This window comes from Flagellimonas sp. 2504JD1-5 (assembly GCF_053618295.1).
In genome coordinates, this window is sequence record NZ_JBSIOU010000001.1 from 1,778,668 (window position 1) to 1,797,398 (window position 18,731).

At 48.4% G+C, this 18,731-nt stretch carries 14 protein-coding genes; 3 read left to right on the forward strand and 11 right to left on the reverse strand.

The window, feature by feature from the left end; translation table 11 throughout:
- The first annotated feature begins 40 nt into the window (after positions 1–40).
- Together ACULLG_RS07885 and ACULLG_RS07890 are read left to right on the forward strand one after the other, a co-directional pair.
- On the forward strand, positions 41–406 hold the full coding sequence (locus ACULLG_RS07885; RefSeq protein WP_452126544.1) for a Na(+)-translocating NADH-quinone reductase subunit F: 366 nt from the start codon (positions 41–43) through the stop codon (positions 404–406).
- Positions 407–408: 2 nt separating this feature from the next.
- Positions 409–1,407 carry an FAD:protein FMN transferase gene (locus ACULLG_RS07890; protein ID WP_452126222.1) on the forward strand — a complete coding sequence of 333 codons (999 nt, stop codon included), beginning with the start codon at positions 409–411 and terminating at the stop codon, positions 1,405–1,407.
- 3 nt (positions 1,408–1,410) lie between these two features.
- On the opposite strand, the gene ACULLG_RS07895 is transcribed toward ACULLG_RS07890, so the two are convergent.
- The 3 genes from ACULLG_RS07895 to gpmI are packed head-to-tail and all read right to left on the reverse strand — an operon-like array spanning position 1,411 to position 4,598.
- Complete coding sequence (locus ACULLG_RS07895) at positions 1,411–2,175, reverse strand: class I SAM-dependent methyltransferase (RefSeq protein ID WP_452126223.1); 765 nt, start codon at positions 2,173–2,175, stop codon at positions 1,411–1,413.
- 27 nt (positions 2,176–2,202) lie between these two features.
- Positions 2,203–3,021 (reverse strand): type I methionyl aminopeptidase, encoded by an 819-nt coding sequence (gene map / locus ACULLG_RS07900; RefSeq protein WP_452126224.1) that lies wholly within the window; start codon positions 3,019–3,021, stop codon positions 2,203–2,205.
- A gap of 59 nt (positions 3,022–3,080) precedes the next feature.
- Positions 3,081–4,598, reverse strand: coding sequence for a 2,3-bisphosphoglycerate-independent phosphoglycerate mutase (gene gpmI / locus ACULLG_RS07905; protein ID WP_452126225.1), 1,518 nt, complete (start codon positions 4,596–4,598; stop codon positions 3,081–3,083).
- Between the two features lie 207 nt (positions 4,599–4,805).
- Between gpmI and ACULLG_RS07910 the strand changes: the two genes are divergently transcribed.
- A complete protein-coding gene (locus ACULLG_RS07910; protein WP_452126226.1) occupies positions 4,806–5,198 on the forward strand; it encodes an ankyrin repeat domain-containing protein in 393 nt (130 codons plus the stop codon).
- A 95-nt stretch (positions 5,199–5,293) separates the two neighbouring features.
- On the opposite strand, the gene ACULLG_RS07915 is transcribed toward ACULLG_RS07910, so the two are convergent.
- The 8 genes from ACULLG_RS07915 to ACULLG_RS07950 all read right to left on the reverse strand — a co-directional run.
- Positions 5,294–5,461, reverse strand: a complete 168-nt coding sequence (locus ACULLG_RS07915; protein ID WP_452126227.1) for a DUF6747 family protein — start codon at positions 5,459–5,461, stop codon at positions 5,294–5,296.
- Between the two features lie 111 nt (positions 5,462–5,572).
- Positions 5,573–6,337, reverse strand: coding sequence for a M48 family metalloprotease (locus ACULLG_RS07920; RefSeq protein ID WP_452126228.1), 765 nt, complete (start codon positions 6,335–6,337; stop codon positions 5,573–5,575).
- Positions 6,338–6,377: 40 nt separating this feature from the next.
- Positions 6,378–7,112, reverse strand: a complete 735-nt coding sequence (locus ACULLG_RS07925; protein ID WP_452126229.1) for a M15 family metallopeptidase — start codon at positions 7,110–7,112, stop codon at positions 6,378–6,380.
- A 66-nt stretch (positions 7,113–7,178) separates the two neighbouring features.
- Positions 7,179–8,300: a gliding motility-associated C-terminal domain-containing protein gene (locus tag ACULLG_RS07930; RefSeq protein ID WP_452126230.1), complete on the reverse strand. Its 1,122-nt coding sequence runs from the start codon at positions 8,298–8,300 to the stop codon at positions 7,179–7,181.
- A 141-nt stretch (positions 8,301–8,441) separates the two neighbouring features.
- The gene (locus ACULLG_RS07935; RefSeq protein WP_452126231.1) at positions 8,442–9,455 is read right to left on the reverse strand and encodes a hypothetical protein; all 1,014 of its coding nucleotides are present in this window, start codon (positions 9,453–9,455) and stop codon (positions 8,442–8,444) included.
- 6 nt (positions 9,456–9,461) lie between these two features.
- The gene (locus ACULLG_RS07940) at positions 9,462–16,601 is read right to left on the reverse strand and encodes a hypothetical protein (protein ID WP_452126232.1); all 7,140 of its coding nucleotides are present in this window, start codon (positions 16,599–16,601) and stop codon (positions 9,462–9,464) included.
- A 157-nt stretch (positions 16,602–16,758) separates the two neighbouring features.
- The gene (locus ACULLG_RS07945; protein WP_452126233.1) at positions 16,759–17,925 is read right to left on the reverse strand and encodes a gliding motility-associated C-terminal domain-containing protein; all 1,167 of its coding nucleotides are present in this window, start codon (positions 17,923–17,925) and stop codon (positions 16,759–16,761) included.
- Positions 17,926–17,928: 3 nt separating this feature from the next.
- A partial coding sequence (locus ACULLG_RS07950) for a hypothetical protein (RefSeq protein WP_452126234.1) occupies positions 17,929–18,731 on the reverse strand: 803 nt, incomplete at its 5' end.

The following is an 18,731-nucleotide window of genomic DNA, read 5'->3' on the forward strand; positions in this document are numbered from 1 at the left end:
AAACAATAAACCCAACCGATGCGAAAGTATCGGTTTTTTTATGGAAGAACGGAGGGCGTTAACAAATCAGGAACTACACAATTTAGCCATGAATATTGTGGGACGACAATTGGAGGCTGATGGTTATGAATTTATGGCCATCAACAGCAAACCCAAAAAGAATCCCCAATATGTTTGTTTGAAAGAAAAAGTGCTCCATTTTATTGTGGTCCGAAGTGTGGAGTTTCCAAATAATCCGAAGGATTATGATTTGGAGTTGATGAAAAAGGTGAAAAATCAAGCGAACAAATTTGAAGCTCGAACATATTTCGCAGGGGTAGGCCTTTCCAATGCCTCAAATAGAGAAATACCCATATATCTAAATGAAGAGTATATTGTGGATTATCAGGGTTTGATAGAAATTTAGGAATGAGAAAACTAATCTTTTTATTTGCAGGGGTACTTTTTTTTGGATGTGGTACTGAGCAGTTGTTGAAAAATCAAAGTGTGGGCAATGCTTTGGGGACAACTTATTCGATCATTTATATCACCCATGAAGAACTGGATTTTCAGAAAGAGATTGATTCCGTTTTCCAAGTGGTAAATCAATCTATGTCCACCTATATTCCAGCTTCGGATATCTCAAAAATAAACGATGGAGACACTACAGTGGTTGTGGACCAGATGTTCCGTGACGTTTTTGAAATATCAACGAGAGTTTACGAAGTTTCCAACGGGTATTTTGACCCTACGGTGGGTATTTTGGCCAATGCATGGGGGTTTGGACCTGGAAAACAAATGGATTTGGACAGTTTAAAGGTGGATAGCTTGTTGAATTATGTGGGATGGAATAAAGTAAAGTTGGATGCTGATGGAACAATTTCCAAAACCCATCCCGAAATCCGGTTCGATTTTAATGCGGTTGCCAAAGGTTATGCGATTGACCGTTTGGGAGCTATGTTGAATGCCAAAGGAGTTGAAAACTTTTTGGTTGAAGTAGGAGGTGAGGTGTTGACCAAAGGGATAAATACCATTTCCGTAAAACAATGGACTGTTGGTATTGATGATCCCCAAGTAACCACTGGCCGACAGTTAAAACGGATTGTATCCTTGGAAGATAAGGCTATGGCTTCCTCTGGGAACTATAGAAAATTCAGAATAGACCCCGATACTGGAGAAAAATATGTGCATACAATAGACCCAAAAACAGGGTATACCAAAAATTCTAACGTGCTAGCGACCAGTGTGGTGGCCAAAACTTGTGCGGAAGCTGATGCGTTTGCAACTGCTTTAATGGCAATGGATTTGCCGGCATCCAAAAAATTACTGGCAACCAATGAGGATATGGAAGGGTATATTATTTACCTGGATGATGAAGGAATTCCCCAGGAGTTTATGACTCCAGGTTTTGAAAAATTGATGAAGTAATAGCTATTTGGAAACCACAGGAATAATCTCCCCTTTGGCCAAACGATACTTTTCTATATGCTTATCGGAAAGTTTTGCAGTATAGTCCACTTCATCCACCTGAAACCCTATACGACGGAGCTTATCAAAATAGTCCCTACCATAGATTCGGACGTGGTCGTACTGTCCAAAAATTTGTGTACGTTCTTTTTTGTCGGTAATGGAATCATCCTCGAAGGTTTTATCCCGATTTAAATCCTGTGGAATTTGTAAAACACCCCAACCACCCGGTTTTAATACCCGATATAATTCTTGCATGGCTTTTGTGTCATCCGGAATATGTTCCAAAACATGGTTGCATAGAATCACATCAAAGGAATCATCATCAAAAGGTAAATTGCAGATATCGGCTTTTACATCCGCCAAAGGCGAATTCAAATCCGTTGTGGTATATGAAAGATGTTTTAATTTTTTGAACCTTTTGTAAAAAGCCTGTTCGGGGGCAAAATGTAAAAGGCTTAGTTTTTTGGTAAAGAAATCAGTTTCGGTTTTTAAGAACAGCCATAATAATCGATGTCTTTCCAAAGAAAGGGTAGAGGGGGAAAGTACATTTTCCCTTGGATTTTCATAGCCATACGGAAGGAACTTTCTAAAACTTTTGCCATCAATGGGGTCTATATGTTTTTTTCCTTTTAAGAAAAGGGCAATGATAGGCCTCACCCAATAGCTCAACTTGATCAGCCAAGGTCTGGGAAGAAGATTCAAGAAAAATTTGAAGAACCGTTTCATTTCTTTTTTAATGAAGGGTTAATCGGTTCAAACCTGAAGCTTTTTACTTCGGAACTCCTCTTCCTCATCACTTTTAATTCCCAAGGCATCATAAATATATTGGAAAGTGGACAAAAGCTCCGGTTTGCCATCAATCAGGGCAACATCATGCTCAAAGTGAGCGCTTGGTTTTCCATCGGCAGTTAGAATGGTCCAACCGTCTTTAAGTTGTTTTATTCTTCGAGTACCCATATTGATCATAGGCTCAATGGCCACAACCATCCCGTTTACGAATTTTTTTCCACGCCCGCGTTTGCCATAGTTGGGCATTTGAGGGTCTTCATGAAGTTCGGTGCCCAAACCATGTCCCACCAGCTCTCGGACTACTCCATAGCCATGGCTTTCACAATAATTTTGAATGGCATATCCAACATCCCCAACACGGTTTCCTTCCTTGAATTGTAGTATGCCAACATACAGTGATTCTTTGGTGATGCGTAGCAGTTTCTTGGTATCCTCATCAACCTCACCCACCTCAAAAGTGTAGGCATGATCTCCGTAGTATCCATTTTTTAGAGCACCACAGTCTACAGAAATTACATCACCTTCCTTTAGTGGTTCATTATTGGGAATTCCATGTACTACTTGGGCATTTGGACTCCAATTTAAGGTATTCGGAAAATCATACATACCTAAAAATCCAGGTTCCGCACCTTGTTCTCGAATAAAATTCTCCGCTAGTTTGTCCAATCGCAGGGGATTGGCGCCGGGTTTGATTTCCTTGGCCAACATTCCGAGTGTTCTAGAAACCACCAATGCGCTTTCGCGCATCAACTCGATTTCTTCAGCAGTCTTTATTTTTATCATGGGTGCAAAGATAAGCTGAAATCAATTAATGACGCACGTTCCGATAGATTGATAGGTGGTTAAACCAATGATTTCTGAGTCATTAAATCTGGTTGTTCAATACCCAAAAGTTGTAAGATAGTGGGGGCAATATCTCCCAAAACACCGTCCTTGATTTTTTTGATTTCGCTATCCACCAGAATTAATGGAACGGGATTCGTGGTATGTGCCGTATTTGGACTTCCATCTGGATTGATCATGGTATCGCAATTTCCATGATCAGCGATAACAATTGTTGAATAGCCATTTTCCAAGCCAGCTGTAATGACGTCCCGAGCACATGAATCGACAGTTTCACAAGCTTTGACGGCTGCTTCCATTACTCCTGTATGGCCTACCATATCAGGATTGGCAAAATTGAGGCATACAAAATCAGCTTCACCTGCTTTCAACTCCGGAATAATGGCATCCCTTATTTCATAAGCGCTCATTTCGGGTTGCAAATCATAGGTGGCAACCTTTGGAGAAGGGCATAGAATTCGTTTTTCACCTTCAAAAGGCTCCTCTCTGCCTCCATTAAAGAAAAAGGTGACGTGCGGATATTTTTCGGTCTCCGCGATACGAATCTGATTTTTACCATGTCTGGCCAATACTTCACCAAGGGTGTCTTTTATGTTTTCTTTGTCATAAACTACTTTGATTCCTTTAAAAGAATCGTCATAGTTTGTCATGGTAACATAATATAGATCCAATTTGTGCATATTCTGCTCGTGAAAATCTTCCTGACTCAAAACCTGGGTCAATTCCCGACCTCTATCTGTTCTAAAATTGAAGAAAACAATCACATCGCCGTCGGTAATTTTGGCCATTGGATTATTTTTTGAATCGACCAATACTAAAGGTTTTATGAATTCATCGGTAATGCCTTCATCATAACTTTTTTGCATTGCTGCGGATATATCGGAAACTTTTTCCCCAACATTGTTTACCATCACATCATAGGCCAGTTTTACCCGTTCCCATCTTTTATCGCGATCCATTGCATAATAGCGCCCAACTACGGTAGCTAGTTTAGTGCTTTTGTCAGTACAGAACTTGTCAACATCCTCAAGAAAGCCTTTTCCGCTTTTTGGATCTACATCCCTTCCATCAGTAAAGGCATGAACAAAAGCTTGTTGCACCCCACTTTCATCCGCAGCTTTTATAAGGGCTTTCAAATGATCTATATGACTGTGGACTCCCCCATCACTTACCAAACCCAAAAAATGAACAGCTTTATTGTTGCTTTTGGCATGTTCAAAAGCGGTAGTAAGCACTTTTTCGGTCTTTAAAGTATCCTCTTTGACAGCTTTGTTGATTTTGGCCAGATCCTGGTAAACAATTCTTCCAGCGCCGAGATTCATATGTCCGACCTCACTATTCCCCATTTGACCTTCAGGGAGACCCACGTTCATTCCATCCGTTAAAAGGTTGGAATTAGGGTATTGCCCATATAATGAATCTATAAAAGGAGTGTTTGCCTGTGCAATTGCCGATACTTTTGGGTCTGGAGACTTTCCCCAACCATCCAGAATCATAAGAATCACTTTCTTATCCATGCTATTCAAATTAGGCATCAAAAATAACTTGATTTGGCTGGATGCACCAGTATTTGGGTGGATTTCTGCCCGAAGGGTTGTTAATTATTTATGTTAAAAAATGGAGCGTTGTTAAAATTTAGTTATTTAACTGTTAATGCTGTAACATTTGCCACGCCAAGCAGTCTATTTTTATAATAGTTAATCATTAATCAAAAATTATTCATCATGAAAAAAACAATCCTAACCGTAGCTGCGGCATTTATGTTCGTGGTTACAGGCACTTTTGCCACCGAACCAGAAACATCTGCTAATGAAGATTTAATCGTTGCTGCTATCCCAGATGAGCTGAGCTCTTTTTGCAAAGCAATCTTGAAGGGAGACGTTGTTACGGTAAAAAAACTAATTGAACTTGGCGAAGATGTAAACAAAAAATCGATGGGTATGGCGCCCATCCATTTTGCTGCACGTTACAACAAGCCTGAAATTTTGGAATTGTTGATTGCAAACGGTGCGGATGTTAAAAAAAGATGTGATAAAGGATACACCGCAAAAAGATATGCGGAGTTGTCCAATGCCACTGCAGCCTTGGAAGTATTAAAAACCGCTATGAAAAAATAAAGAAGGGGTTTATTCATTCAAATTAAAAAGGGCCCATCCTTAAGGATGGGCCCTTTTTTCTCATTTACTTATAGTGTCCGTGTAAAAGAGTGTTTCTAAAAATCAAATCCCGTAAAGACCCGGTACAAAAATGCGTATAGGGCCATGGTCAAAAGTATACCACAAAAAATAGTATATCCCTTTAGTAAGACAACCACAAAATTTGGTCTGCAGTTATCAAACGCCTCCATATAGAGCTGCTTAAAATGTAATAGTGTTCCCATTGTTCTCTAGTTTGATAGCACAAATGGGGTAAGAAAGCTATTAAGATTTGGTACTCGACAAAGGTAGTTAAAACTTCCTAAAGCTTATTTTTAATCGATAAAGCGCCAATTCTATCGACCTGAATATTTTTCGATGGCCTCTTTAATTTTTTCAATCCTATTTTCTGGATCGGGATGGGTGCTTTGAAATTCAGGTACTCTATTGGGGCCTGCCGCCGCCTTTAGGATTTTCATGACCTTAATCATTTCATTAGGGTCATAGCCAGATTGTATCATGAACAAAACCCCAAGTTCATCGCTTTCCAGCTCATCGCCCCTTCCATTTTTTAGTAGAGTGTTTTGTCCAATACCACTCACCAGTCCACCCATATCACCTCCAACAGATGCACCCATGGTCAAAGTTTGCCAAAAGCTACTTTCCGCGATTCGTTCTGCTGAATGTCTTCCAATAACGTGGCCTATCTCATGCCCTAGCACCCCTGCCAATTGGGCTTCTGTCAATTGGGAAAAAAGAGCGTAGGTGATAAAACATTGCCCGCCAGGCAACGCAAATGCATTGATGGTTCTGTCATCCGCAAGCAAATGAAATTCGTACCGATACGGTGTTTCACGGGCAATACTATTTTGTACCAACCTTCTTCCCACCGCATCCACTAATGCTTGCATTCTTTCGTCGGGATACAGTCCGCCATGTTGTTGGGCCATTTCTGGAGCACTTTGCAGTCCAATGGCAATCTCTTGCTCGGCAGACATATTAATATTCTGAACTCTACCCGTATATGGGTTTTCTTGCTTGTTGTTGCAACGCTGTACAAAGGCAAAGGCCACAATGGCCAATCCGATAAGTATTCGGATTTTCCAACTTCCTCTTCTCATGGTGTTAGTGTTCTAGAGGATTCAAGATACAAAAAATGCCCTATAAAAGTGCTTGGTTAATATCCAAAATATTGTCTTGGATATAGGATCTAAGGAAACCAGAAGTAAAATGCTCGCATCCCAAAAAATCCTCGTTTTGAAGTTGCTTTAGGATGTTCACTTTTCTGAATGCGGTCAACATAGGAATCGAAATAGGAGCATAGCTATAGTGCCATGGCTCATATTTAAACCCCCGTCTTTTGGGTTCATTGGTATAAACTAGGTGATAACCGTATTTTTCGGAATTTTCATCTAGCCATAGCTTAAAATCCTCATATGGTCCGCCAGCCTCAAATTTTTCTGGAAGTAAAACATCACCCGTAACCTTGGGATAGCCATTAATGATGTCGATATCCGTTCCCCAGTGGTGCCTACTGGTTCCGGGGATGGTTGAGTATTCAATAATTTTGTCAATCGCATCTAATGGCTGCATTCCGTTATCTTCTGTGAACCGAAGGTATTTTCGCTCCCAAATGCCTTCTTGCCGATAAAAATCGCGAAAACTGGACACCATTTTAATATCAAATCCATCAGTATAGGCAGCTTTTTTCATTTTGACAAAAGCTTCATATGCCTCTTTGCGCAGATTTATTCCCTCACCAAATAAATCAATATCTGCTTTTCCCATTAATTCGTCCACCGAATACTCAGGATCCAATTGCATAGGTAGAATAGGGGGGAGGGTACAGGCCAATCCAGAGATTGATGCTTTTTTGATGAAACTCCTTCTTTTCATGAAACAAATTTATTGGGCAAGTTAAGAAGTATTTTGAAACGTGTTATACTCTTTAAGAAATACAGCTTATTCTGAAATGTATAGATATCCCTGAAATTTCTGCCTTAAATCAACCACGGTAAGCGTATAAAAATAGATTCCAGATGATAGACCAGAATCTCTTGAGATTACCAGGTTACGGTTGGACACTCCATTAAATTCATTGGCATAGTTCAATTTGGAATAGACTAAAACACCATATCTGTTGTATATGTTCAAAAGGTTGTTGGGAAGATTTTCAATACCATCAATGACCAAGTAATCATTGATGCCATCATTATTTGGTGTTAAAAAGTAGTTGTCGAGCTCCAAGACCGAAAAAGGTTCCAATAAATCATCAGTACCACCCAACGTCAATATTTCAAAGTCATTTGGGACAAAGGCTTCGGAAGTGATACTACCTGTCTGCAAGTTTCCACTTACTGAAGAATTTCCTAACTGTTCCCAACGATTTCCCCTTTTATTCCAACCAACAACGGTAAGATTATCCATGGTTTCTGCTAAAAGATCAGCATTACTGCTTAAATCCCATGTTAGTGTTACTACAGAATTTTGGCTACTTTCCAATCTCCAAAATTCCAGCTCACTTATTTGAAGGTCCTCGAATTCTTTGTTGTTCGTATCAAATTGTTGTCCTAATGAAATGGGATTATTTGGATTTTCAAAAAAATAGGCACACTTGGCCAAGTTATTCGGGGCAATTGAGGTCAAGGTAAGGTATCTTAATCGGTTGCCATCCCCAATGGGAAAAGTAACTATTTCTTTACTGGTGGCACCTACATATCCATTAACATGCGTAAGATCACCAGTTCCAACATCAAATGCGGAACCAATAAAATTGAGGTGATTATTGGATGAGGTTTTCGCGGTCAAGACATCCCCTATCACAAAATTGGCATTGTTTGTAACGCCTATCCACGTATTTAGGAGGAGACCATTATCCGTAACAATTTCGATGTCTTCAAAAATGGGGTTGGATAATCCGGATATGGTAAGTTGATTTGGACTGTAAAATCCGGTAAGACCTTGATTATTTTCAAATATACCATCATCGATCAAATCAATGTGGAAGCCAACTGAAGCCGAACCATGAAATTGAAGATTCCCGTAGTTATGAAACGCATCTTGCCCCCAGGAAAATGTAGTCAAGAATACACTGAATCCTAGTAATAATGATTTTGTATGGTTTTTTGATTTTAACATGTGCTCATTGAAATACTCGATTTGGCGATAATATTTATTTAGTTAAACTGTCAGTGTCGATTTTGAATTTATCTATGATTAAATTGTTTAATCCCTTACTATTTGCTGCCACTCTACACCATCGCTCTGTAAAACATAGCACCCTCCATTACGTATTTGAGTGCTGGTCCCTCCGTTATCCGTCCGATATCTAGAGCAGGATCTGTTACTTCCGGAGTAATTTTTAATAATGTAAACCCTTCCTTGACAACTGTTTGCATTGGGTAAGGTTATGTTCGCAAAACCACCTGTCATTATAATAGTATGATGATCTTCTGTAAGGGTGATACTGCTTGTGATTCTTACAATTGAGGTAGACATGGATCCATTCACCTCGAAAGTAGAATTAGCCATTTGCCCTGTATTTACACCTACACGAGGTTTTGCATTAAGACTATTTGCGCTTCCTTGAATTCTAAAAAGCTCTTTTAGTTGTTGGTCTCTATAATCAAAGCGTTTAAAAAGGAAAGGCTCGGCACCATCATCAGCGATAATAAATTCCAGTTCGCCATTATTGGAAACTCCATTGGACCCAATTTCAAAAAAATCGGTTCCAGCGGCACTTCCTTTAAGTCTAAAATTCCCGTCGCTGTTGGTAAAGAACATGGGTTTGTAAAAAGCAGCGGCATCTGCTTGAAATTGTAAAGCTGAGACTCCATTCTGACCTTTAACGTAAGTTAGGTATTGGTTTCCATCGGTATAATCAAGATAGTTTTGTACTAACCCAAGTGTTTGCCGTCTTCCAAACTCAAGAGTACTAACATTGTTGGATCTTATGTCCATACTTACATCATTGGTTGTTCCTAAAAAGGATCCGTTGCCACCCACATTTCCGGTTAAAAGCCAGTTAGAATTTGAAGTAGTCACCCAATTTGCACCGTTGAAAATATATAGTTCACGAGTATCTGTATTGAATAACATTTGCCCCTGTTGCGTACCAGTAATGGCATTTATTTCTGAGGTGCTAGCTGTGGTAAGGCTAAACAATAGACCTGCCTCAATTTGAGCAAAGGCGGTATTGATGGTTAGAACAAAACTTAATATTGTAAATACTTGTCTCATAGTTATCTATAAATCTAAAATGGTAAACATAAATTCAGAGTTGAATCTAAATCGATTGCCGGCACCATTGTCATTGTCACCGATAATAACCTCAAAGCCAGCTGGTGTTTGGTTGTTATATGATATTCCGGGATCATCATTTCCAGCACCGCCTCTTCCTGGCTGGGTTAATTGGATTATATAGTTGGCGTCCGATACTATTCCAACAGGTAAATTAACTCGATAGCGGCCGTTTCCACCCAATTTGGTGACCGTTATGCCTGGAGTTGCTCTCAACACAGATCCATTTGACGCAATTTTTCCGAATGCTTTTATTGGACTTTCGTAATAAGCACCACCATTTGCACCTACTGTGATACTATTATCGGTTTCCGCGCCAACGGTGTTCGCTGTTTGATTTGCAGCATTCTCATTTGTGTATGTTATCACTCCCGTGGAAGTGTCTTGAGAAAGTGTTGTAACAGTTTCATCAACTGATCCCCCACCATCACTTAAAGTAATGGTGATTCCTGCTTTGCTTAAAGTTTGAGGTGGACCTACTGGTCCTTGAGGTCCTTGAGGCCCCTGTGGACCTGTTGCGCCATCTGCTCCATCAAGACCATCAGCTCCATCTGCCCCTGGCAATCCTTGTATTCCTTGTGGTCCTGTGGGTCCCGCGGGTCCTGCCGGTCCTGTTGCTCCATCGGCACCTGCTGGTCCCTGCGGCCCTGCCGGTCCTGCGGGTCCTGTTGCGCCATCTGCACCATCAGTTCCATCTGCCCCTGGCAATCCTTGTGGCCCCTGCGGCCCTGTTGCACCATCAGCTCCATCGACACCTGGCAATCCCTGTATTCCTTGTGGTCCTTCCGGTCCGGTCAATCCTATCGGCCCCTGCGGCCCTGTGGGTCCTTCGGGCCCTGTTGCGCCATCGGCTCCATCGACGCCTGGCAATCCCTGTATTCCTTGTGGTCCTTCCGGTCCTTCCGGCCCGGTCAATCCTATGGGCCCCTGTGGCCCTGTTGCACCATCAGCTCCATCGACGCCTGGCAATCCCTGTATTCCTTGTGGTCCTTCCGGTCCTTCCGGCCCGGTCAATCCTATGGGCCCCTGTGGCCCTGTTGCACCATCAGCTCCATCGACACCTGGCAATCCCTGTATTCCTTGTGGCCCTGCCGGTCCTGTTGCACCATCAGCTCCATTGGCACCTGCTGGCCCCTGTGGTCCCTCGGGTCCTGTTGCACCGTCGGCACCATCGGCCCCTGGCAATCCCTGTATTCCTTGTGGTCCTTGCGGTCCTGTTGCCCCGTCAGCGCCTGGTAATCCCTGTGGTCCTGCGGGTCCTGTTGCGCCATCGGCTCCATCTGCACCTGCGGGTCCTGTTGCGCCATCGGCTCCATCGACACCTGGCAATCCCTGTATTCCTTGTGGCCCTGCGGGTCCTTCGGGCCCTGTTGCGCCATCGGCACCATCGGCCCCTGGCAATCCTTGTATTCCTTGTGGTCCCTGCGGTCCTGTTGCCCCGTCAGCTCCATCGGCCCCTGCTGGTCCCTGCGGCCCGGTCAATCCTATCGGTCCCTGTGGCCCTGCCGGTCCTGTTGCCCCGTCGGCTCCATCGGCACCTGCCGGTCCTTGTGGTCCTGCGGGTCCTGTTGCGCCATCAGCTCCATCAACACCTGCCGGTCCTTCTGGCCCTGTTGCACCATCTGCACCATCAGCGCCATCTGCACCCGGCAATCCCTGTGGTCCTTGCGGTCCTGTTGCTCCATCGGCTCCATCTGCACCTGCTGGTCCCTGTGGTCCTGCGGGTCCTGTTGCGCCATCGGCCCCTGGCAATCCCTGTATTCCTTGTGGTCCCTGTGGTCCTGCGGGTCCTGTTGCGCCATCTGCACCATCAGTTCCATCGGCCCCAGGCAATCCCTGTGTTCCTTGTGGTCCTTGTGGCCCTGCGGGTCCTTCTGGTCCTGTTGCGCCATCTGCACCGTCGGCTCCATCGGCACCTGCTGGTCCTTGTGGTCCTGCTGGCCCGGTCAATCCTATCGGTCCCTGTGGCCCTGTGGGTCCTTCGGGCCCTGTTGCGCCATCTGCACCGTCGGCTCCATCGACACCCGGCAATCCTTGTGGTCCCTGCGGTCCTTCAGGTCCTGTTGCACCGTCGACTCCATCGGCACCTGCTGGTCCTTGTGGTCCTGCTGGCCCGGTCAATCCTATCGGTCCCTGTGGCCCTGTGGGTCCTTCGGGCCCTGTTGCGCCATCAGCTCCATCAGTTCCATCAGCACCTGGCAATCCTTGTATTCCTTGTGGCCCCTGTGGTCCTGCCGGTCCTGTTGCACCGTCGGCTCCATTGGCACCTGGCAATCCCTGTGGTCCTGCCGGTCCTTCAGGTCCTGTTGCACCGTCGGCTCCATCAACACCTGCTGGTCCCTGCGGCCCTGTGGGTCCTTCGGGTCCTGTTGCACCATCGGCCCCTGCTGGTCCCTGAGGTCCTTGTGGCCCTGCGGGTCCTGTTGCACCGTCGGCTCCATCGGCACCTGCCGGTCCTGTTGCTCCATCAGCTCCATCGGCCCCTGCTGGTCCCTGCGGCCCTGCCGGCCCTGTTGCACCGTCGGCTCCATCGACGCCTGCGGGTCCCTGTGGCCCTGCGGGTCCTGTTGCACCGTCAGCTCCATCTGCACCTGCCGGTCCTTGCGGTCCGGTCAATCCTATCGGCCCCTGCGGTCCTGTTGCACCGTCAGCCCCATCTGCACCTGCTGGTCCCTGTGGTCCTGTTGCGCCATCAGCACCATCGGCCCCTGGCAATCCTTGTATTCCTTGCGGCCCTGCGGGTCCTGTTGCACCATCGGCCCCTGGCAATCCCTGTATTCCTTGTGGTCCCTGCGGTCCTTCTGGTCCTGTTGCACCATCTGCACCGTCGGCTCCATCGACACCCGGCAATCCCTGTGGTCCTTGAGGTCCCTGTGGACCTGTTGCGCCATCGGCTCCATCAGCACCATCAGCTCCGGGTAATCCCTGTGGCCCCTGCGGTCCTTCGGGTCCTGTTGCCCCGTCGGCTCCATCGGCACCTGCTGGCCCCTGTGGTCCTGCCGGTCCTGTTGCACCGTCAGCCCCATCCGCGCCTGCTGGCCCCTGTGGTCCTGCGGGTCCTGTTGCACCATCGGCTCCATCCGCACCTGCTGGCCCCTGTGGTCCTGCTGGCCCCTGCGGTCCTTCGGGCCCTGTTGCTCCATCGGCTCCATCGGTCCCTGGCAATCCTTGTATTCCCTGTGGCCCCTGCGGTCCTTCGGGTCCCGTTGCACCGTCAGCTCCATCAGATCCATCAGCTCCGGGTAATCCTTGTGGTCCCTGCGGTCCTGTTGCACCATCGGCCCCTGCTGGTCCCTGAGGTCCTTGTGGCCCTGCGGGTCCTGTTGCCCCGTCAGCTCCATCGGCCCCTGCTGGTCCCTGTGGTCCTGCGGGTCCTGTTGCGCCATCGACTCCATCGACACCTGCTGGTCCCTGTGGTCCTTGCGGTCCTGCGGGTCCCGTTGCTCCATCAGCTCCGTCGACACCCGGCAATCCCTGTGGTCCTTCCGGCCCGGTCAATCCTATCGGTCCTTGCGGTCCGGTCAATCCTATCGGCCCCTGCGGTCCTGTTGCGCCATCTGCACCGTCGGCTCCATCGACACCCGGCAATCCTTGTGGTCCCTGCGGTCCTTCAGGTCCTGTTGCACCGTCGACTCCATCGGCCCCTGGCAATCCTTGTATTCCTTGCGGCCCCTGCGGCCCTGTGGGTCCTTCGGGTCCTGTTGCACCATCGGCTCCATCAGCTCCATCAACACCTGCTGGTCCCTGAGGTCCTTGTGGCCCTGCGGGTCCTGTTGCACCATCTGCACCGTCGGCTCCATCAGCTCCGGGTATTCCCTGTGGCCCCTGCGGTCCTTCTGGCCCTGTTGCACCATCGGCCCCTGCTGGTCCCTGAGGTCCTTGTGGCCCTGCGGGTCCTGTTGCCCCGTCAGCTCCATCGGCCCCTGCTGGTCCCTGTGGTCCTGCGGGTCCTGTTGCACCATCGGCACCTGCTGGTCCCTGAGGTCCTGTTGCGCCATCAGCGCCATCTGCACCCGGCAATCCCTGTGGTCCTTGCGGTCCTGTTGCACCATCAGCGCCATCTGCACCTGCTGGTCCCTGTGGTCCTTGCGGCCCTGTTGCACCATCGGCTCCATCGGCACCTGGCAATCCTTGTATTCCTTGCGGCCCCTGCGGCCCTGCGGGTCCTGTTGCACCATCAGCTCCATCGACACCTGCTGGCCCCTGTGGTCCTGCGGGTCCTGTTGCGCCATCGGCACCATCAGCTCCATCCGCACCAGCTGGCCCCTGTGGTCCTGCCGGTCCTGTTGCGCCATCGGCACCATCGACACCTGCTGGTCCTTGCGGTCCTGCGGGTCCTGTTGCACCGTCGGCTCCATCGGCCCCTGGCAATCCTTGTATTCCTTGCGGCCCTGTGGGTCCTGCGGGTCCTTCGGGCCCTGTTGCGCCATCAGCTCCATCCGTGCCTGCTGGCCCCTGTGGTCCTGCCGGTCCTGTTGCACCATCGGCACCTGCTGGTCCCTGAGGTCCTGTAGCGCCATCAGCGCCATCTGCACCCGGCAATCCCTGTGGTCCTTGCGGTCCTGTTGCGCCATCAGCTCCATCCGCGCCTGCTGGCCCCTGTGGTCCTGCGGGTCCTTCGGGCCCTGTTGCGCCATCAGCTCCATCCGTGCCTGCTGGCCCCTGTGGTCCTGCCGGTCCTGTTGCACCATCGGCACCTGCTGGTCCCTGAGGTCCTGTTGCGCCATCAGCGCCATCTGCACCCGGCAATCCCTGTGGTCCTTGCGGTCCTGTTGCACCATCAGCGCCATCTGCACCTGCTGGTCCCTGTGGTCCTTGCGGCCCTGTTGCACCATCGGCTCCATCGGCACCTGGCAATCCTTGTATTCCCTGTGGCCCCTGCGGTCCTTCGGGTCCTGTTGCACCATCGGCTCCATCTGCACCTGCTGGTCCCTGTGGTCCTGCGGGTCCTGTTGCGCCATCGGCTCCATCGACACCTGGCAATCCTTGTATTCCTTGCGGCCCCTGCGGCCCTGTGGGTCCTTCGGGTCCTGTTGCACCATCAGCTCCATCAGCTCCATCAACACCTGCTGGTCCCTGCGGTCCGGTCAATCCTATCGGTCCCTGTGGCCCTGCCGGTCCTGTTGCCCCGTCGGCTCCATCGGCACCTGCTGGTCCCTGTGGTCCTGCGGGTCCTGTTGCGCCATCGGCTCCATCCGTACCTGCTGGCCCCTGTGGTCCTTGCGGTCCTGTTGCGCCATCGGCACCATCGGCACCTGCTGGTCCTTGCGGTCCTGCAGGTCCCGTTGCTCCATCAACTCCGTCGACACCTGGCAATCCTTGTATTCCTTGTGGTCCTGCTGGCCCGGTCAATCCTATCGGTCCCTGTGGCCCTGTGGGTCCTTCGGGCCCTGTTGCGCCATCGGCTCCATCGGCCCCTGGCAATCCCTGTATTCCTTGTGGTCCTGCGGGCCCTTCAGGTCCTGTTGCACCATCGGTTCCATCAGCTCCATCAACACCTGCTGGTCCTTGCGGTCCGGTCGATCCTATTGGCCCCTGCGGTCCTGTTGCACCATCTGCACCATCAGTTCCATCGGCCCCTGGCAATCCTTGTATTCCTTGCGGTCCCTGCGGCCCTGCGGGTCCTGTTGCGCCATCGGCTCCATCTGCACCTGCCGGTCCCTGTGGTCCTGCGGGTCCTGTTGCGCCATCGGCACCATCAGCTCCATCCGCACCAGCTGGCCCCTGTGGTCCTGCGGGTCCTGTTGCGCCATCGGCACCATCGACACCTGCTGGTCCTTGCGGTCCTGCAGGTCCCGTTGCTCCATCAGCTCCGTCGACACCTGGCAATCCTTGTATTCCTTGCGGTCCCTGCGGCCCTGCGGGTCCTGTTGCGCCATCGGCTCCATCCGCACCAGCTGGCCCCTGTGGTCCTGCGGGTCCTGTTGCGCCATCGGCACCATCGACACCTGCTGGTCCTTGCGGTCCTGCAGGTCCCGTTGCTCCATCAGCTCCGTCGACACCTGGCAATCCTTGTATTCCTTGTGGTCCTGCTGGCCCGGTCAATCCTATCGGTCCCTGTGGCCCTGTGGGTCCTTCGGGCCCTGTTGCGCCATCGGCTCCATCTGCACCTGCCGGTCCTTGCGGTCCTTGCGGTCCTTGCGGTCCTTCGGGTCCTGTTGCCCCGTTGGCTCCATCGGCACCTGCTGGTCCTTGTGGTCCCTGTGGTCCTGTTGCGCCATCGATACCATCGACACCTGCTGGCCCCTGTATTCCTTGTGGTCCCTGCGGCCCTTCCGGCCCGGTCAATCCTATCTGTCCCTGTGGTCCTTCTGGTCCTGTTGCGCCATCGGCTCCATCAGTTCCGTCGGTCCCTGGCAATCCTTGTATTCCTTGTGGTCCCTGCGGCCCTGCGGGTCCTGTTGCACCATCAGCTCCATCGACACCTGCTGGTCCCTGTGGTCCTGCGGGTCCTGTTGCGCCATCGGCACCTGGCAATCCCTGTATTCCTTGTGGCCCTTGTGGCCCTGCGGGTCCTGTTGCTCCATCAGCTCCATCAGCTCCATCAGTTCCATCGGCCCCTGGCAATCCTTGTATTCCTTGCGGTCCCTGCGGCCCTGCGGGTCCTGTTGCGCCATCGGCTCCATCTGCACCTGCTGGTCCCTGTGGTCCTGCGGGTCCTGTTGCGCCATCAGCTCCATCGGCTCCATCTGCACCTGCTGGCCCCTGTGGTCCTTCGGGTCCTGTTAAGTTTGGAGATGTAAAAACTGTTCCGTTGTCGTAGTTGATTGTAAATGTGCCGTCTCCATTGTCAATAAAAGAAAAGCCTGCTTGATTGGAAGAATTACAGAGGTTTATCCATTGACTCCCATTATAATAATGTACACATGAAGTTTCAATATTATATATTATGGCACCGTGCAAAGGATTAATGCTTTGCATTTGCGCAGATGTTAACCTCGTTAAAACAAGTGCTTTGTTTGAACTTTCCAATTCAAAGATGGATGCAGAATCTATTGTATTGGGATTGGAACCAACTTTAACCTGAGAAAAAACAAATACTGAAAAAAATAGGGCAAAAAAGGATAATATTCTTGTCAATTTCATTACAACTGATTTGGCGGTCGCCTAAAAATACATGGATGTAAAGACAAGTACCACTAAATGTTGTGTAGTGGGAAAAGAATGTTGTAAAACGAAGAAATTGATTTTAATGTTCTAATTCTAAGTGGTTTAGAATCACGGTTTGAAGTATTTTTCTTACTTATCTATCAAGAAACAGAAAACCCTGGTATTCAAGCTCCAAGTCGTCAAGAGTAATCAAATAGTAATAGACACCTTCCGGGAGTCCAATATCTTGATTTAAAATAAAATTTCCAGTGTTGGATTCTCCCCGAAATTCGTCTACATAATTGATTTTTTCAAATACTTTTTGTCCAAAACGATTAAATATTCTCAAACTGTTATTTGGAGATTCTGACATGCCATCAATAACTAAAAAATCATTTACACCATCATTATTCGGACTTAAAAAATAATTACCCAGGGTAGGATTATTGACCGCGAAGGTATCTGTTGGTAATGGAATAGTACCAAAGGTAATTGCTGCAAATTCACTTGGAACAAAAGTTTCAGAAGTTACAAAACCTTGGGTGATGTCTCCACTAACAGCGGTATTTCCGATTACGACCCATCTACTTGAAGCCTTACTCCAACCTACTACAATTATGGATTCTGCAGTAGCATTTGGAATTGCCGTTAAATCGCTACGCTGGTTCCAGCTGATAGTTACTTGCGCCGGAATGTCACTCTGTACAATCCAAAACTCCCTTTCGGTAACTGTACCGATGTTACGTACTTTTTCTTGAACATTGAAGTTTTCCAAAATTGAGGAGGGATTGGATGGATTCTCAAAAAAATAAGCACAAACGGCCATAGGGGTTGCCGATTCGGATTCAAGAAGCAGTGGTCTTAATTGGTCCTGATCACCAACTGGAAACGAGAAAAAGTCCCGATTGGTTATCGCAGCAAAGCCCGACACCTTGGAGGCATCGTTTTCCCCGGTAAAGAAACCAGTATCCATAAAATTAAGGTTGATGGCCTGGTTATTCTGGGGCGTGAGTACATTTCCATCAATGAAGTTGGTATTGTTGAGTACATTAATCGAAGTCTGTAAAAAAACATTGTTTGGCACCATAAATTCCACATCGTTAAATGTTGGAGTAATGCTTCCTTGCACCTGAATCACATTATTACCGTAAAAACCAGCCAACCCCTGATTTTGGTCAAAAGCGGAATCATTGATCAAATCCGTATGAAAACCGATATTTCCATTGTTGTGAATACGAATGTTACCGCTATTGTATAGGGCGGTTTGGGCGTTGATAACAACTGCCAAGAACAAAAATAGTATGTAAAGAAACTTTTTCAAAGCCTAAAAATCTGTTACCGTAAAATACCAAGAAGCATCTACCCCGGCTCCTGATGAGTCTGAAATTTGAACTGTAAAATTGTTTGCTGTCTGGGTGACGACCTCAATTGAATATCCATTAGCTCCGGCATTTAAGACACTTAGTTGGATTACGTAATCAATTGAAGAAGCACTAGCTGAAAAATTTACTTGATAATTACCGGTACCAATAGATGTTATGGAAGCCCCGGATATGTTTGCCGCCGTAGCAGAATTTACTTTTCCAATTGCATGATATGGGCTCTGCCAAACTGCTGCCCCGGCAACCGTTGTTAATACTTGTCCATTTGTGGCCGACGGTTCAATTTTAGCAGGAGTAACGTCACCGTCCAGAATCTTCACGGTTGTTACGGCATCGTTGGCTATTGTTACGGCCCCGGCGTTGTCGATGGTGGCGTCTCCCGACATGGTCACGCCTGCTGCGGTGTTGGTCGCGTCGCCTACGAATATCTGTGCGTTGTTGAGCGCGGATGAGGCAAAGTTGGCCCTGTCCTCCCATTGCGGGTCACCGGCCCCATCTGTGGTCAGGACCCTGTTGGCATCCCCGGCACCGGCTGTCCCTATCTCGGCGGTGGTCACGGCATTGTCGGCTATCTTGGCATTGGTCACCGCATCGTTGGCAAGTTTAACATCGGTCACGTTGGCGTCCAGAATCTTCACGGTTGTTACGGCATCGTTGGCTATTGTTACGGCCCCGGCGTTGTCGATGGTGGCGTCTCCCGACATGGTCACGCCTGCTGCGGTGTTGGTCGCGTCGCCTACGAATA

Bases quoted from the DNA above. Each gene is read 5' to 3' on its own strand.
- ACULLG_RS07885 (WP_452126544.1), top strand. From the start codon at position 41: ATGGAAGAACGGAGGGCGTTAACAAATCAGGAACTACACAATTTAGCC.
- ACULLG_RS07890 (WP_452126222.1), top strand. From the start codon at position 409: ATGAGAAAACTAATCTTTTTATTTGCAGGGGTACTTTTTTTTGGATGT.
- ACULLG_RS07895 (WP_452126223.1), bottom strand. From the start codon at position 2,175: ATGAAACGGTTCTTCAAATTTTTCTTGAATCTTCTTCCCAGACCTTGG.
- map (WP_452126224.1), bottom strand. From the start codon at position 3,021: ATGATAAAAATAAAGACTGCTGAAGAAATCGAGTTGATGCGCGAAAGC.
- gpmI (WP_452126225.1), bottom strand. From the start codon at position 4,598: ATGGATAAGAAAGTGATTCTTATGATTCTGGATGGTTGGGGAAAGTCT.
- ACULLG_RS07910 (WP_452126226.1), top strand. From the start codon at position 4,806: ATGAAAAAAACAATCCTAACCGTAGCTGCGGCATTTATGTTCGTGGTT.
- ACULLG_RS07915 (WP_452126227.1), bottom strand. From the start codon at position 5,461: ATGGGAACACTATTACATTTTAAGCAGCTCTATATGGAGGCGTTTGAT.
- ACULLG_RS07920 (WP_452126228.1), bottom strand. From the start codon at position 6,337: ATGAGAAGAGGAAGTTGGAAAATCCGAATACTTATCGGATTGGCCATT.
- ACULLG_RS07925 (WP_452126229.1), bottom strand. From the start codon at position 7,112: ATGAAAAGAAGGAGTTTCATCAAAAAAGCATCAATCTCTGGATTGGCC.
- ACULLG_RS07935 (WP_452126231.1), bottom strand. From the start codon at position 9,455: ATGAGACAAGTATTTACAATATTAAGTTTTGTTCTAACCATCAATACC.
- ACULLG_RS07940 (WP_452126232.1), bottom strand. From the start codon at position 16,601: ATGAAATTGACAAGAATATTATCCTTTTTTGCCCTATTTTTTTCAGTA.